Source organism: Escherichia sp. KS167_9B (assembly GCF_030295215.1).
Classification (GTDB): domain Bacteria; phylum Pseudomonadota; class Gammaproteobacteria; order Enterobacterales; family Enterobacteriaceae; genus Escherichia; species Escherichia coli_F.
Map to the genome: position 1 here is coordinate 3428468 of NZ_AP025754.1, position 15558 is coordinate 3444025.

The following is a 15558-nucleotide window of genomic DNA, read 5'->3' on the forward strand; positions in this document are numbered from 1 at the left end:
TAACGAAAATTATCCGGCAGAATTTAATCTTGTGCTGCACGAGTCAGCCTATGTCTATATAACCATCAGTCCGTGACTGGTGCGCATCATAAAGTAAGCAGATGAATTGCGCAATTTTTATACAGCACTCATGACTGATTAAAGCGAAACAGCGGTAACAGGAAACGTTGCGACTGTTCAACGATGGCTTCCATTGTCTCTGGTGTTAATTGCCGCCAGAGCCGTTGATACCAGATATCATCACCTTCTCCACGCACCATCATGTTGCCTTCGTAAGCCTGAAGGAATTTCGTACGGGCTTTCTGCAACGTGGAATCGTCATCCAGCATGGCATCGTTTTGCGCGTCATAACAGGTTTTTAGCCACGCGCCGCCACTTTCAGGTAACACCAGCAGCGGCGTGGACATCCCTTCACGATACCCCTCAATCAGTTCTGAGAGGTAATGTAAAGCCTGTTCGGCTGCAAGCGGCGGAAAACGCCACTCGCCGTCTTTGCGTAGAAAAAGGCGACTTTCACCATTACCACCGCTGGCACAGTAGACAAGGTGTTCCAGCCAAAGTTGCATTCCCTGCGCCACACTTAATAAAGAGGGACGCCAGCGTAACAGGCCATCCGGCTGCACCTGCGGCAACCAACCCGTTATTTGCACACCGTTGCAGGCGAGATCAATTTCCATACTTTGCCCCGGTTGGCGACAGGCAATGACTCTGTCGGCAAGCTGCTGCATCTCCTGACACTGTGTTTCCCAGAAAATTTCACCAAAAGCGCCATACGGTAAATCCCCTGCCGCCCGGAAGCGGCGGAATAAGCGATCGGCATCATCTTGCTCGACCAGAGCATTCAATAACTGCTGGTTGATTTGATAACGACTAAGCCCTTCAAGAATAAAAGGTTCGGTGTCGGGAATTTCGCTATCTTCGGTACGGAAGTTCACCTGCAAGCGCATCTGGAAAAACGCCCGCACCGGATGCGCCCAGAATCGTTGTAGCGTCTCCAGCGGCACGGTTTCCGGCAAGGTAAACGGCAGCGGCTGAACAAATTCAGAATGTGCCTTACCAGCCTGGCTTGCCGCAGGTAACCACTCACGTGCATAGCTTTGTCGTTCACCTGGCTGATAGTTTTGTGGATCAAACGGCATCCGGGTATGGAGGCAAGTAAGATGCGCTTTTACCCTCGCCTCGCTTTCATCACAATTGAGCGCTTCATCGCCCGGTAGATAATGGCTTTGCCCGATGTAGTCGATCAGTTCCTGCACCAGCACCGACGGGAAACGTTCACTGTTATCCTGAATGGAACGCCCGATATAGCTGATATAGAGTTTTTGCTGCGCGGAAATTAACGCTTCCAGGAACAGATAGCGGTCATCATCGCGACGGCTACGGTCGCCACGCTTCGGTTTCTGACTCATCAGGTCAAAGCCCAATGGCGCAAGCTGGCGTGGGTAAACGCCGTCGTTCATTCCCAGCAGGCAAACCACTCTGAATGGGATGGAACGCATTGGCATCAGAGTACAAATGTTAACCGGCCCGGCGAGAAAACGCTGGCTGATACGTTCCTGATCCAGACGTTGTGCCAGTTCATCACGCAATAGTGACAACGGCACCGCGTCGCCATACTGCGCACCTAAACCTTCGGCGATAATCGCCTGCCATTGTTGTTCGATCAGCGTCATCGCCGCTTCGGTTTCCGCATCCGGCAGGAAGAAGGCGTTGAGCATATCGCGACAAACCGGCAACCACTCTTCCAGCGGACGCTCCTGCGCCAGCCCGCGACGCCAGATGTTTAGCTGCATTAGCAGTGAAGCCAGATGCCCCACCAGTTCTGCAATTAAGCCGCTCGATTCATCATAAGGCAGAACCGATTGCCACTCGCCCTGCGCGCTTTCCATCGCGTAGCCCAGCAACATGCGCGTCAGGCCAAACCGCCAGGTGTGTTGACCTGTGGCGGGGAGTTCCAGCTCGCGAACGTTATCGTCATCTATCCCCCAACGAATTCCGGACTCGTTGACCCACTGACGTAAATAACGCAGCCCTTCTTCGGTGATGTCAAACCGCGCCGCCAGCACCGGCACATCCAGTAATGCCAGCACGTCTTCCGACACAAATCGGCTGTCTGGCAACGATAACAGGCTGATAAACGCTTCAAGTACCGGATGCGACTGCCGCGCTCGACGGTCGGAAATGGCGTAAGGCAGGTAACGATCCGCAGGTGCGCTACCAAACACAGCCTGAATAAACGGACTGTAGCTGTCGATGTCGGCCACCATCACGATGATGTCGCGCGGAGTAAGTGTCGGGTCTTCCTCCAGCATCGCCAGCAAGCGATCGTGTAAAACTTCAACTTCACGCTGCGGGCTATGGCAAACGTGGAAGGTGATACTGCTATCCAGTGGATCAAGAGGGCGTTTGTTATCGCTACGGGAAAACTCTTCGATGTTCACACCCGCAACGGCGCGGTTCTCCAGTTCCAGAATGTCAGACTGAATGTTATGCAGCAGGTTATCTGGCGTCACATCGACAAAAGCGTCCAGCTCCTGGCTGCTCTCCAGATCAGAAAGGAGATAAATGTAGTCGCGCCCAAGCTTGCCCCATGAGGCCAGCAGCGGGTTGCCGACATCCTGTTCACCATCGCTGTTAAAGAGCTGCCCGGCATTTTCGCTGTCGCGAAATAGCGGTAATTCGCGATCTTCAAAACTGTGTCGGCGCTGGCGAGTCAGCAGTTTCGCCAGATAAGCAGGATCTTTAACGTCGCCCCAGTAATAACGGCAGGGGTTGGTAAACAGGAGATGGATTTCAATATGTTTACCCAGCGCCTGTAGCGCCTGGAGATAAACAGGCGGTAACGCGGAAATACCGCATATAAAGACGCGCGAAGGTAACCCCGGCGGGCAGGTCGTCGCGGACTCCAGCGTTTCGATAAAGCGCTGATAGAGATTGGCGCGGTGCCAGCGCGGTTGCCCGAGTTGATGGGTATATTCCACCAGCGCCTTCCACAACGGCGCTTGCCAGGCCTGCGCCTCTCCAAGTCCTTCTACCAGATTCCCGGCTTCCCACTGTGCCAGCCAGTCCGGGCGATAGACCAGATACTGGTCAAACAGGTCCGCCGCTTTAGAGGAAAGCTGGAACAGTTTTCGCTTGTCGCTATCGTCAGTCAGATAATGCCGCAACAGGGTAAAGTCTTCGCGCTCCAACAGTTGCGGCAGCAGAGTCATCAGTTTCCAGCTCATGCTCTGTTTGTTAAAGGCGCTCTCTTTGGGGATCTCCGGTAACACCCGGACGAACATATCCCAGATAAAGCTCGCTGGCAGCGGAAAATCAATGTTTGCCGCAATACCAAACTTTTGCGACAGGGTCATTTGCAGCCACTGCGCCATACCGGTACTTTGCACCAGAATCATCTCTGGTTCGAAAGGATCGTCCAGCCGTTCGCGTTCGACAATAAACTCCATCAACGCTTCCAGCACGTCCAGACGATTGGAATGGTAGACCCTTAACATAGCGGCTCCTGACTACTGACGATTCGGGCAATGCAGGCGGGTCATCTCGCCTTCTCTGCCCCCGGGTGAAACTAGCGTAACGCTGATGCTGACACATCCCGCCTGCGATGTCTGCATTCGGTTGACCTGCCAGTTGGCAGGTGGCGAAATCGCACGCAGTTGCGTTTGCTGCCAGCCATGCCGCCAGAGCTGTTGGTACTGGTTTCTGCTGGCAAGACTGTTCATTAATGTTCGCTGGAAACCCGATAACGCAGTGACAATCATCACCATCAGCACCATCGCCAACATCACCTCCGGCAGGCTAAAGCCTTGTTGATTCTTCAGGGAAGCTGACATAACGCCCTCTCTTTCAGCGGACAAAAATCGCTCCAGCCGCGTGGCGAAAAAACAATGTTTCCATCGATGACTTCGCCTGTTCGCCACAACGAAACGCCTTCATAACCGGCAATCAATAAGGCTTCATTATCTGCCAATAAACGCAGACAAACCCGGGCACCGGTGGCAGCGTACAGTAAGCACTGAACTGCGGGCTGCGTCTGCCAGGCGTGCATTTTTCCCCACTCCAGCGTCGACTGAACGATGGCCTGGCGGCGCAATGACTGACTTTCCATGCTCACGCGAGAGGCAAAACTGCGATCCTGCTGACTCATTCCTTGCAATAGCAAGCTACCCAAAACCAGCAGCATAAGGACCAGAGCCAGTGACGAAACACCCTTTTCGCGGTTCACAGGTTGAATCCTGTCACGCTATAGCTGGCATCCACCACAGTTTGTGGATCAGCCTTGCTGGCAGCATGCATATTAACCGTCAACACCGGCGAGAAACCGCTGACATCCTGTCGGGTAACCTGAAAAGTGTCGATAATGATGGCATCCGGATTAGTGACTTTATCCCAGCCCTTACCTTCACAGGATGTCGCACCGCGTAGCGTTTCCAGCACATGCTCCTTCAGACGAAATGCAATCTGGTCGGACTCTTTTACCGGTTCGCGATCCCAGATACCGTTACTGTTCGCATCCCACTGCACAATGATACAGTCCCCCTGTCCGACAATTTCCAGCCCTTCGCCGGTACAGCTGCCATGACAATAACCCGCCCTCTGGAGATGCTTCGCGACGGTAAATACCCGCAGCCAGATTTCATCTTCCAGCGCCAGCTTACGGGTGCTCGTTAAACTTTCACGCTGTAACGCAGGCAGAAAGCGTGCTGCCCCCAGCAACAATACGCTACTGATCGCCATAGCAATCAACACTTCCAGCAGAGAAAAACCTAGCTCTTTTACAGGCATGCTTCTGTTTCTCCTTGCTGACAAAGCCGGAGTCTTCCCCACGGCGAAACCACCAGCCACCACTCGCCCGTTGAGTTTTTAAAGCGAATATGCCCGGCCCATGCGGTATTGCGCAGGCCAAAGAAAGCAAGCGAAGGTGTCAGGTCGCTCATTTCGACTTCGGGCCAGCGTGGCACAAAGACCAATGGTGAACTGCCATGACAGGTATTGGCCCCAGCCGCGGAACTCACAAGGCACCATAACGCCCCCTCCCTGATAACGCTGATACTGTGGTCGCGGTTATGCCAGTTGGCATCTTCACGTAAATAGAGCAAATAGTCCCGCGCCTGGCTGGCGGTTTGCCATAGCCGTTGCGACTGCTGCCAGTATTGCCAGCCATAGAGTCCACTTGCGCTTAGCATGACCAGAATCAGCATCGCGACCAGCGTTTCAATCAGCGTATAACCATGTTGTGTTTTCATGCCGGCAGTATGGAGCGAGGAGAAAAAAAGACGAGGGCCAGTTTCTATTTCTTCGGCGCATCTTCCGGACTATTTACGCCGTTGCAGGAGGTTGCAAAATTTCGGGAAGGCGTCTCGAAGAATTTAACGGAGGGTAAAAAAAACCGACGCACACTGGCGTCGGCTCTGGCAGGATGTTTCGTAATTAGATAGCCACCGGCGCTTTAATGCCCGGATGTGGATCGTAGCCTTCAATCTCAAAGTCTTCGAAACGGTAGTCGAAGATGGATTCGGGTTTACGTTTGATAATCAACTTCGGCAGCGGACGCGGTTCGCGGCTTAATTGCAGATGAGTTTGATCCATATGGTTGCTGTACAGATGCGTGTCGCCACCGGTCCAGACAAAATCACCCACTTCCAGATCGCACTGCTGCGCCATCATATGCACCAGTAACGCGTAGCTGGCAATGTTGAACGGCAGGCCGAGGAAGACGTCACAGGAGCGCTGATAAAGCTGGCAAGAGAGTTTGCCGTCTGCCACATAGAACTGGAAGAATGCATGGCACGGTGCCAGCGCCATTTTATCCAGTTCGCCTACGTTCCACGCTGAAACAATAATGCGGCGCGAATCCGGGTCGTTTTTCAGCTGGTTCAGTACCGTAGTGATCTGGTCAATATGACGACCATCCGGCGTTGGCCAGGCGCGCCACTGTTTACCATACACTGGCCCGAGGTCGCCGTTTTCATCGGCCCATTCGTCCCAGATGGTGACATTGTTTTCGTGTAGATAAGCAATGTTAGTGTCGCCCTGCAGGAACCACAGCAGTTCGTGGATGATGGAACGCAGGTGACAACGTTTGGTTGTCACCAGCGGGAATCCATCCTGCAGGTTAAAACGCATCTGATGACCAAAAATGGAAAGCGTTCCGGTTCCGGTACGGTCGTTTTTCTGTGTGCCTTCGTCGAGCACTTTTTGCATCAGTTCTAAATACTGTTTCATGGTTCCTCAGGAAACGTGTTGCTGTGGGCTGCGACGATATGCCCAGACCATCATGATCACACCCGCGACAATCATCGGGATGGAAAGAATTTGTCCCATGCTGATGTACTGCACCCAGGCACCGGTAAACTGCGCGTCGGGCTGGCGGAAAAACTCAACAATGATGCGAAACGCGCCGTAGCCAATCAGGAACAAACCTGAGACAGCTCCCATTGGGCGCGGTTTACGAATATACAGGTTGAGGATAATAAACAGCACCACACCTTCCAGCAGCAGCTCGTAAAGCTGTGATGGGTGGCGCGGCAGCACACCGTAAGTGTCGAAAATGGATTGCCACTGCGGGTTGGTTTGCAGCAGCAAAATATCTTCTGTACGGGAGCCGGGGAACAGCATGGCAAACGGGAAGTTCGGGTCAACGCGGCCCCACAATTCACCGTTAATAAAGTTGCCCAGACGCCCGGCACCAAGACCAAACGGAATGAGTGGTGCGATAAAATCAGAAACCTGGAAGAAGGAACGTTTAGTACGGCGGGCGAAGATAATCATCACCACGATAACGCCAATCAGGCCGCCGTGGAAGGACATGCCGCCGTCCCAGACACGGAAAAGATACAGCGGATCGGCCATAAACTGCGGGAAGTTGTAGAACAGAACATAACCAATACGTCCACCGAGGAAGACGCCGAGGAAGCCCGCATAGAGTAAGTTTTCAACTTCATTTTTGGTCCAGCCGCTGCCCGGACGATTCGCCCGACGTGTTGCCAGCCACATTGCAAAAATGAAACCCACCAGATACATCAGGCCGTACCAGTGAAGCGCTACGGGTCCTATTGAGAAAATGACCGGATCAAACTCCGGAAAATGCAGATAGCTACTGGTCATCTGTCACCACAAGTTCTTGTTATTTCGCTGAAAGAGAACAGCGATTGAAATGCGCGCCGCAGGTTTCAGGCGCTCCAAAGGTGCGAATAATAGCACAAGGGGACCTGGCTGGTTGCCGGATACCGTTAAAAGATATGTATATGATCCGCGCTATAACCCTCCGCGAATCAACCCGCCCATGCCGCGACGCTCCATAAAGGCCGCAACCTGATGGCGAACTTCGGTCGCCAGTTGCGCTTCCAGACTGCGCTGCGCAAGGTTTTCTGCTTCGGCAAAATCAATGCGCCGCAGCAGGTATTTTACGCGCGCAACAGACCGTCCGTTCATAGACAGATGGCGATAGCCAAGCCCAATGAGGATTGCCACGCACATGGGATCGCCTGCCATTTCACCGCACAAACGGAGATCGATGCCATGTATTTCCGCTTCCCGAGCGATCATCGCCAGAGCTCGTAACATTGCAGGATGAAGACTGTCATAAATGTTCGCCACCCGGGTATTGTTGCGATCAACGGCCAGGATGTATTGAGTCAGATCGTTGGTGCCAACAGAGATAAAATCGACCCGCTTTGCCAGATGCGGCAGCATAAATACCATTGACGGCACTTCAAGCATGATGCCGATACGTGGTTTGGGAATTTCGTAACCGATCATCTCCTCGACTTCACGTCCGGCACGTTCAATCAGGCGGCGTGCTTCGTCAACTTCATCGAGGCTGGTGACCATCGGCAACAGAATATTCAGGTTGCCCGTAGCGGCATTAGCACGCAGCATCGCCCGCACCTGAATCAAGAAGATCTCCGGCTGATCGAGCGTAATGCGAATCCCACGCCAACCCAGGCATGGATTCTCTTCGCTGATCGGCATGTAAGGCAGCTGCTTATCTGCTCCGACATCCAGCGTACGCAAGGTGACGGGTTTATCATTGAACATTTGCAGCATCCCCTGATACTGCGCCACCTGTTCTTCTTCCGACGGAAAACCACTTTGCAACATGAATGGGATTTCAGTGCGATAAAGTCCTATGCCATCAATACGGCTGCCCAGTTTTTGTTCATGTTCCGGGCTTAAACCGGCATTGAGCATGACTTTAATGCGCTCGCCGCTTTTTAACTGGGCGGGTAAATTGACGTCATCTTCCGCCAGACGGCTAAGCTCAATCTCTTCACTAATTAGCCGCTGATATTCTTGCAGCAGTACCGGCTCCGGATCGACCAGCAATTCACCGCGATAACCATCGACGATCAACGTCCGACGATGCAGCACAGAAGGCTGAATATCCGCGCCCATTACGGTAGGAATCCCCAGCGCACGTACCATGATCGCAGCATGGGAGTTGGCTGCGCCATCTCGCACGACAACACCGACTAAGCGATCCTGGGGCAGCTCAGCAAGCGTTGTCGCTGACAGTTCATCTGCCACCAGAATGAAACGTTCCGGCCAGGCGTTCGGCCCTTGATTAGCGTCATCAAGATGAAACAGCAATCGCTGACCCAGCGCACGTAAATCGCCAGCCCGCTCTTTGAGATAGTTATCGCTTAGCGCGGCAAACTGTTCGGCAAATTTTTCAATGACCGTTTTTACCGCCCACTCTGCCACCGAGCCTTTATCAACCTCGGCAAACAATTCGCGACGCAGCCGGGTGTCCGAAAGCAGGTGCGAGTAAAGATCGAAAATAGCCGCCGTTTCTTTTTGTGCACCGGCGGCAAAGCGTTTGCTGTAGCGGCGAAACTCGTTTGCCGCTTCTTCCAGCGCCCCGGTCAGTCGTTCGCGTTCCAGAGCCGGATCCAGCGTTGATGCCTGATACACCTGTTCCATTAAAGGTAACGTGGCATCCTGCCAGCCTTCGGCAATTGCTACACCGGGCGCTGCCGGTAATGCACGGATTCGCGTCTGGCGATATTGCCCAAACAAGGCAGTCAACTGCGACTGAGAAAGAATCGCTGCCATCTGGGTGGCAAGCGTCACCAGGAAGGATTCTTCACTTTCGTCATACTGGCGCAACTCTCGTTGCTGTACCACCAGTACACCAAGCAACTGGCGACGTTGAATAATTGGTACGCCTAAAAACGCGCGGAAACGTTCTTCTTTTACGGAGGGGATGTATTTGAAGCTGGGGTGCTTTTGCGCATCTGCAAGGTTTATCGGTTCCGCCAGCCTGCCAACCAGGCCGACGATCCCTTCATCAAACGCAAGCGTTACAGTGCGACCGCGTGGTTTTTTCAGCCCCCGGGTCGCCATCAGGTAGTAACAACGTCGGTCATGATCGGCCAGGTAGACCGAACAGACCTCGGTATCCATCGCAAGACAGATGTCGGTAACCAGAATATTTAACGCCTCATTCAGGCGTGGTGCGCTGGCTACCTTTTCGACTATTTCGCGCAGGCGAGTGAGCATAATTGGCGTGACTTAACCTCTTTTACGTCGATAAGCAGATGCGTTTTGTGGTTTTGGCGTATTATCCTGCAGCGCCATCACAACACTCGCGAACTCTTTCATTACCCTACGGTAGACATCACGTTTAAATGACACCACCTGTCTGACCGGATACCAGTAACTTACCCATCTCCAGCCATCAAACTCTGGTGTACTGCTGGTTTGCATATTGATTTCTGCATCGCCGCTCACCAGCTGCAAGAGAAACCATTTTTGTTTTTGGCCGATACAAACCGGCTTCGTGTCCCAACGCACCAAACGTTTCGGTAATTTGTAGCGCAACCAGTTACGCGTTGAAGCAAGGATTCGAACGTCTTTGCGGCTTAATCCTACTTCTTCAAACAATTCACGGTACATCGCCTGTTCTGCGGATTCTCCTGGGTTAATTCCGCCTTGCGGAAATTGCCAGGAGTGCTGACCAAATCGCCGGGCCCACATTACCTGCCCCTGGCGATTACAAATCACGATACCTACGTTTGGGCGGTAGCCATCGTCATCAATCACCGGACTACCTCAAAATAAAGCTTTATATACGAATGATTGTTTCATACTCCATGAAGACGGTAAACCACTCTCTGCAGGGCATTACACACTAATAACAATTGAATAACTCACAGTTATGTGCAGAGTTATAAACAGAGGAAGGGGTGGATAGCCGTTTTTATTCACCTTTTCTGTGGATAGAGTTGTGAAGAACTACGGAATTACTACGGGAAAACCCGGAGCATTCTGAATAAGCCTGATATCGACATTTTAAAATAATCATTATTAGTCAATGCATTACATGTAATTTAAGTAATAAAAAGGAGTAATTCGTGACCCAAGTCACACCTCTCATTTACAGGTTGGCGAAAGATCAACCAACGCCGTATTTATCCACAGAATGTGCCACTAAGTTAAGCACTGAACCACTAAAAACTGGAGTTTCGTCGCACGTCAAGGCTGTAAATGGAAACAGTAGTGGAGGTTTTTCACAGTTATCCCAGCTTTCTGTGGATAACATGGTGTAAGATCCTGTTTATTTTCAGTGACCAGATTTGGAAAACCCGTTGCAGTGTTGCGCAACTCGATTACCGACAATCTAAAAAGCAATATAAATCAGAGAATTGAACAACGCATGTGGAAAAAGTTACACTGCGAATATTCGGCACAGAAGTGCTGTTTGTTTTTTAACCAAGGTATCATGACATGTCCCAACCTCGCCCACTGCTCTCTCCTCCCGAAACTGAAGAACAATTGTTAGCGCAAGCACAACAACTTTCTGGTTATACATTGGGAGAACTGGCGGCACTTGCCGGGCTGGTGACGCCGGAGAATTTAAAACGCGATAAGGGCTGGATTGGCGTGTTACTGGAGATCTGGCTAAGTGCCAGCGCAGGGAGTAAACCTGAGCAAGATTTTGCTGCTCTGGGCGTGGAACTTAAAACTATCCCTGTGGATAGTCTTGGTCGTCCGCTGGAAACAACATTCGTTTGTGTTGCCCCGTTAACGGGTAATAGCGGGGTGACCTGGGAAACCAGCCACGTGCGCCACAAGCTCAAACGCGTACTGTGGATACCGGTTGAAGGCGAGCGCAGCATCCCGCTGGCGCAGCGTCGCGTAGGATCACCATTGCTATGGAGCCCGAATGAAGAGGAAGACCGGCAACTGCGCGAAGACTGGGAAGAATTAATGGATATGATTGTTCTCGGTCAGGTTGAGCGGATCACCGCTCGTCACGGGGAGTATTTACAGATACGCCCGAAAGCAGCGAATGCGAAAGCGCTTACCGAAGCCATTGGTGCCCGGGGCGAACGGATTCTGACGCTGCCGCGTGGCTTTTATTTGAAGAAGAATTTCACCAGTGCGCTACTGGCCCGTCATTTTCTGATCCAGTAGCCATCGCTTTGACCTGCCGCTTTCCGGGCATATAATTACCGCTTCATTTTTTTGGCAGGGCTTTTTAGATGTTATTTGCATGGATAACCGATCCTAACGCCTGGCTTGCGCTCGGTACGCTGACGCTGCTGGAGATCGTTCTTGGGATCGACAATATTATTTTTCTTTCTCTGGTGGTGGCAAAGCTCCCCACAGCACAACGTGCACATGCGCGCCGTCTGGGGTTGGCGGGAGCCATGGTTATGCGTCTGGCGCTGCTGGCATCCATCGCCTGGGTTACGCGCCTGACGAATCCGCTTTTTACAATATTCAGTCAGGAAATTTCCGCCCGTGATTTGATTCTGCTGCTGGGAGGTCTGTTCCTTATCTGGAAAGCCAGTAAGGAAATCCACGAATCCATCGAAGGTGAAGAAGAAGGGCTGAAAACACGCGTTTCATCATTCCTCGGCGCTATCGTGCAGATTATGCTGCTGGATATTATCTTCAGCCTCGACTCGGTGATTACCGCTGTGGGTCTGTCAGATCACCTGTTTATTATGATGGCAGCCGTGGTGATTGCCGTAGGCGTGATGATGTTTGCCGCGCGCTCGATTGGTGATTTTGTCGAACGCCATCCTTCGGTAAAAATGCTGGCGCTCTCTTTCCTGATTCTGGTGGGCTTTACCCTGATTCTGGAAAGTTTCGACATCCACGTACCGAAAGGTTACATCTACTTCGCGATGTTCTTCTCTATTGCGGTTGAAAGTCTCAACCTGATTCGCAACAAAAAGAATCCGCTCTGATACTCCGTACGCTCTCCTGCAGGAGAGCGTACTCACTCCTGTTACCCTCACAGTTTAAGATTTTCCTGCTTTCAAGATATATAACGTCGGTTTATAAAAAGACTATTATCATAGGTGGGCCAAATGAGGATAACCGGATGAAAAAATGGGCAGTAATAATTTCTGCAGTCGGACTGGCGTTTGCTGTTTCCGGGTGTTCCAGTGATTACGTCATGGCGACCAAAGATGGCCGTATGATTTTGACCGATGGAAAACCTGAAATTGATGATGATACCGGGCTGGTGAGTTATCACGATCAGCAAGGTAACGCGATGCAAATTAACCGTGATGATGTTTCGCAAATTATTGAACGTTAAAAAATAAGGTCAGCATCCGGCTGGCCTTAAGATTTTTCGCTTTCCCTTTTCCCTTCCCTCTGCCATTTTTATATTCCTTATGTCGTGATTATAAAAAGGAAACGGCTATGCAATATCACCGTATACCCCACAGTTCGCTGGAAGTCAGCACGCTGGGGCTTGGCACGATGACGTTTGGTGAACAGAACAGCGAAGCCGACGCCCACGCACAACTCGACTATGCCGTCGCTCAGGGCATTAACCTTATCGACGTTGCCGAAATGTACCCAGTGCCGCCGCGCCCCGAAACGCAAGGGTTAACCGAAACCTACGTCGGTAACTGGCTGGCAAAACATGGCAGCCGCGAAAAGTTAATTATCGCTTCCAAAGTGAGCGGACCGTCGCGCAATAATGACAAGGGCATCCGCCCGGATCAGGCGCTGGATCGGAAGAATATCCGCGAAGCTCTGCATGACAGCCTCAAGCGCCTGCAGACTGATTACCTCGATCTTTATCAGGTGCACTGGCCGCAGCGCCCAACCAACTGCTTCGGCAAACTCGGTTATAGCTGGACAGATTCTGCCCCTGCGGTTTCGCTGCTGGATACGCTGGACGCACTGGCAGAGTACCAACGCGCGGGAAAAATTCGTTATATCGGCGTGTCGAACGAAACTGCATTTGGCGTAATGCGCTACCTGCATCTGGCGGACAAACACGATCTGCCGCGTATTGTCACCATTCAGAACCCCTACAGTCTGTTAAACCGCAGTTTTGAAGTGGGTCTGGCAGAAGTCAGCCAGTATGAAGGGGTCGAGCTGCTGGCCTATTCGTGTCTGGGTTTCGGCACGCTGACCGGGAAATACCTCAACGGTGCAAAACCTGCTGGCGCACGTAATACGCTCTTTAGCCGCTTCACTCGCTATAGCGGTGAGCAAACGCAAAAAGCCGTCGCGGCGTATGTCGATATCGCCAGACGTCATGGCCTGGATCCTGCTCAGATGGCGCTCGCTTTTGTACGCCGTCAACCGTTTGTTGCCAGCACTCTGCTGGGCGCAACCACGATGGAGCAGCTGAAAACTAACGTCGAAAGTTTGCATCTGGAGTTAAGCGAAGACGTATTAGCTGAAATTGAAGCGGTACATCAGGTTTATACTTATCCGGCACCGTGATCCTTTCGCCTGGTGTTTTGCACCAGGCGTCTCTTTTCTCCACTTTTCAGAATATATTCACTACTTTTCTCCGCATCTTTCCTGACAAAGCGCAATAGACTCTTTTGGTCAACGCCAGCGCGCGTTTCAATGTCTGTGCCCATTGTTAAGGATAACCATGTTGATTTTCAAACCTATTCCCCTCGCCATGTTGCTTACCGGGTGCCTGTCCTCCGCTTGGGGGGCGCAGGTAACCCAACCGCTAACACTTAAAGACGTCACTGTTTATCTGCATGGTGCCAGCCTGCAAGGTGAAGAGATACTCCACTTACCGGCAGGTGAAAGCGAAATTATCTTTACTAATATCGCCAATTCAGTAACCGACGACAGCATCGCCATTTCTATCGATAACGGAGTGACGGTGCTTTCCTCACGTATCGCGCTAATGGAAACACAGCCGAATGCGCTGCCGTCAGATATTCAGCAACAGTTAAAAGCAGCAAAGGTGGAACAGGCAAAACTGACCGCCGAGAAAAACAATATCGCGGCTCAAATTAAGGTATTAGAGGCAAATAGCACATTAACCAATAAAAGTGCCGCCGAAGTTGGCAAGTATCTGCAAATGGTGAAAGAGAAAAATGGTGAGTTATTACAAGTCGACAATGAGTTGACGCAGAAACTTGCTGATAAGCAGCTTGAAATTGAAAAGCTGGAGCAACGCGAGAGCATGAGTAACGGCGATTCGGTGGCAGCCAATGATCCGCAGGTTATTATCGCTAAGGTCTATGCCCCAAAAGCCGTCACAGCGAAAGCGGTGGTACGTTATATGACCCCTGATGCTACCTGGACGCCGATCTATGATATTCACGCCACTGCCATAAACCAGCCGCTGCGTCTGGTTTACAAGGCTAATATTCGCCAGTATACGGGGTTGCCCTGGAAAGGCGTTAATCTCGTGCTCTCGACCAGTGAACCTGATACTCATCTTACGTTGCCACACCTGGAAACCCTGTATGTGGATGTTCCGGAGTATGGTGGTGTAAGCGGCTCGCTTTCAGCATCACCCGTGATGGAACAGCGTTCGGAATATTCGTCTAACCAGGATGCCTCAGAATTGCAGAAAACCCTGAAGGCAGAGATGCAAAAAACAAGGGAGCGACAAGCCGGGCGCAAGTATGCCGAACAGGCAGTGCCAGCTTCGGCTCGACCAGAAAGTTTCACTGCGCAAAATGTCCGCTATGCGCTTTCGCTGCCGTGGCAAATCGACAGCGATAATACCGCGCGCACGGTGGTCATTAAGGAAGAGTCGGTCAGCGGTAAATATCGCTTCTTTGCTATTCCGAAGATCAGTAATGACGCGTATCTCCAGGTGCAAATTAAAGAGTGGGAACAGTTAAATTTAATCCCCGGCGAAAGTCAGATCTTCTTTGGTAACAACCGTACCGGCGTGGGCTATTTGCAGCCGCCAGAAGATGGTAAGTCGCTGGATATTCAGCTTAACCGCGATCCTAAGCTGATTATTCAGCGTAAAGCCGTACTCAAAAAAGAGAATGCGTTATCTATCTTTAACGACAGCGCGGTACGCAACTTCAGTTACACCCTCAATGTAAAGAACAGCTACGGCGAAGCGGTGGATATCACTCTACTCGACCAGATCCCAGTCAGTGCTAACAGTGATATTACGGTGGAAAAAATGCAATATGGCCAGGCACAGTTTGATGCGAAAACGGGTGAACTGTCCTGGACGCTGAAACTGTCAGGCAAAGAGAACGTGAGTCTGCCATTCTCATACAGCGTGAAGTATCCGAAAGGTATGCACCCTTCGGGAATGTGATCTTCACCAGATGGCTGAATATGCCATCTGGTGAAAGC

15 protein-coding genes are annotated in these 15558 nt (G+C 51.6%); 5 read left to right on the forward strand and 10 right to left on the reverse strand.

The features are described from left to right. Nucleotides 1-128: 128 nt before the first annotated feature. The 10 genes from recC to ygdT form a co-directional block, all read right to left on the reverse strand. Nucleotides 129-3497 (reverse strand): exodeoxyribonuclease V subunit gamma, encoded by a 3369-nt coding sequence (gene recC, locus QUE34_RS17180; protein ID WP_032303715.1) that lies wholly within the window; start codon nucleotides 3495-3497, stop codon nucleotides 129-131. A 12-nt stretch (nucleotides 3498-3509) separates the two neighbouring features. Continuing rightward, nucleotides 3510-3833, reverse strand: coding sequence for a prepilin-type N-terminal cleavage/methylation domain-containing protein (locus tag QUE34_RS17185; RefSeq protein ID WP_001276460.1), 324 nt, complete (start codon nucleotides 3831-3833; stop codon nucleotides 3510-3512). Beyond that, nucleotides 3818-4225, reverse strand: a complete 408-nt coding sequence (locus QUE34_RS17190; RefSeq protein ID WP_001078401.1) for a DUF2509 family protein — start codon at nucleotides 4223-4225, stop codon at nucleotides 3818-3820. The genes QUE34_RS17185 and QUE34_RS17190 overlap by 16 nt, the downstream gene beginning before the upstream one ends. Beyond that, nucleotides 4222-4785 (reverse strand): prepilin peptidase-dependent protein, encoded by a 564-nt coding sequence (locus QUE34_RS17195; protein WP_032303717.1) that lies wholly within the window; start codon nucleotides 4783-4785, stop codon nucleotides 4222-4224. The genes QUE34_RS17190 and QUE34_RS17195 overlap by 4 nt, the downstream gene beginning before the upstream one ends. Further along, the gene (locus QUE34_RS17200; protein WP_103253749.1) at nucleotides 4776-5246 is read right to left on the reverse strand and encodes a prepilin peptidase-dependent protein; all 471 of its coding nucleotides are present in this window, start codon (nucleotides 5244-5246) and stop codon (nucleotides 4776-4778) included. The genes QUE34_RS17195 and QUE34_RS17200 overlap by 10 nt, the downstream gene beginning before the upstream one ends. A 184-nt stretch (nucleotides 5247-5430) precedes the next feature. After that, nucleotides 5431-6225, reverse strand: coding sequence for a thymidylate synthase (thyA, locus tag QUE34_RS17205; RefSeq protein WP_000816232.1), 795 nt, complete (start codon nucleotides 6223-6225; stop codon nucleotides 5431-5433). 6 nt (nucleotides 6226-6231) lie between these two features. After that, complete coding sequence (gene lgt, locus QUE34_RS17210) at nucleotides 6232-7107, reverse strand: prolipoprotein diacylglyceryl transferase (protein ID WP_000204658.1); 876 nt, start codon at nucleotides 7105-7107, stop codon at nucleotides 6232-6234. A gap of 150 nt (nucleotides 7108-7257) precedes the next feature. Continuing rightward, entirely contained in the window at nucleotides 7258-9504 is a 2247-nt protein-coding gene (gene ptsP, locus QUE34_RS17215; RefSeq protein WP_032303719.1) for a phosphoenolpyruvate--protein phosphotransferase, read from the reverse strand. Between the two features lie 12 nt (nucleotides 9505-9516). Continuing rightward, nucleotides 9517-10047 (reverse strand): RNA pyrophosphohydrolase, encoded by a 531-nt coding sequence (rppH, locus tag QUE34_RS17220; RefSeq protein WP_000564486.1) that lies wholly within the window; start codon nucleotides 10045-10047, stop codon nucleotides 9517-9519. Nucleotides 10048-10399: 352 nt separating this feature from the next. After that, nucleotides 10400-10546: a protein YgdT gene (gene ygdT, locus QUE34_RS17225; protein ID WP_269218580.1), complete on the reverse strand. Its 147-nt coding sequence runs from the start codon at nucleotides 10544-10546 to the stop codon at nucleotides 10400-10402. A 185-nt stretch (nucleotides 10547-10731) separates the two neighbouring features. On the opposite strand from ygdT, the gene mutH reads away from it, so the two are divergent. The 5 genes from mutH (at nucleotide 10732) to QUE34_RS17250 (ending at nucleotide 15520) form a co-directional block, all read left to right on the forward strand. Continuing rightward, complete coding sequence (gene mutH / locus QUE34_RS17230) at nucleotides 10732-11421, forward strand: DNA mismatch repair endonuclease MutH (RefSeq protein WP_103253748.1); 690 nt, start codon at nucleotides 10732-10734, stop codon at nucleotides 11419-11421. 68 nt (nucleotides 11422-11489) lie between these two features. Beyond that, on the forward strand, nucleotides 11490-12203 hold the full coding sequence (locus QUE34_RS17235; RefSeq protein WP_000895624.1) for a TerC family protein: 714 nt from the start codon (nucleotides 11490-11492) through the stop codon (nucleotides 12201-12203). Between the two features lie 137 nt (nucleotides 12204-12340). Continuing rightward, a complete protein-coding gene (gene ygdR / locus QUE34_RS17240; protein WP_000758655.1) occupies nucleotides 12341-12559 on the forward strand; it encodes a lipoprotein YgdR in 219 nt (72 codons plus the stop codon). A gap of 107 nt (nucleotides 12560-12666) precedes the next feature. Continuing rightward, nucleotides 12667-13707: an NADP(H)-dependent aldo-keto reductase gene (locus QUE34_RS17245; RefSeq protein WP_001199299.1), complete on the forward strand. Its 1041-nt coding sequence runs from the start codon at nucleotides 12667-12669 to the stop codon at nucleotides 13705-13707. Nucleotides 13708-13864: 157 nt separating this feature from the next. Further along, on the forward strand, nucleotides 13865-15520 hold the full coding sequence (locus QUE34_RS17250) for a DUF4139 domain-containing protein (RefSeq protein WP_103253747.1): 1656 nt from the start codon (nucleotides 13865-13867) through the stop codon (nucleotides 15518-15520). Nucleotides 15521-15558: the final 38 nt, after the last annotated feature.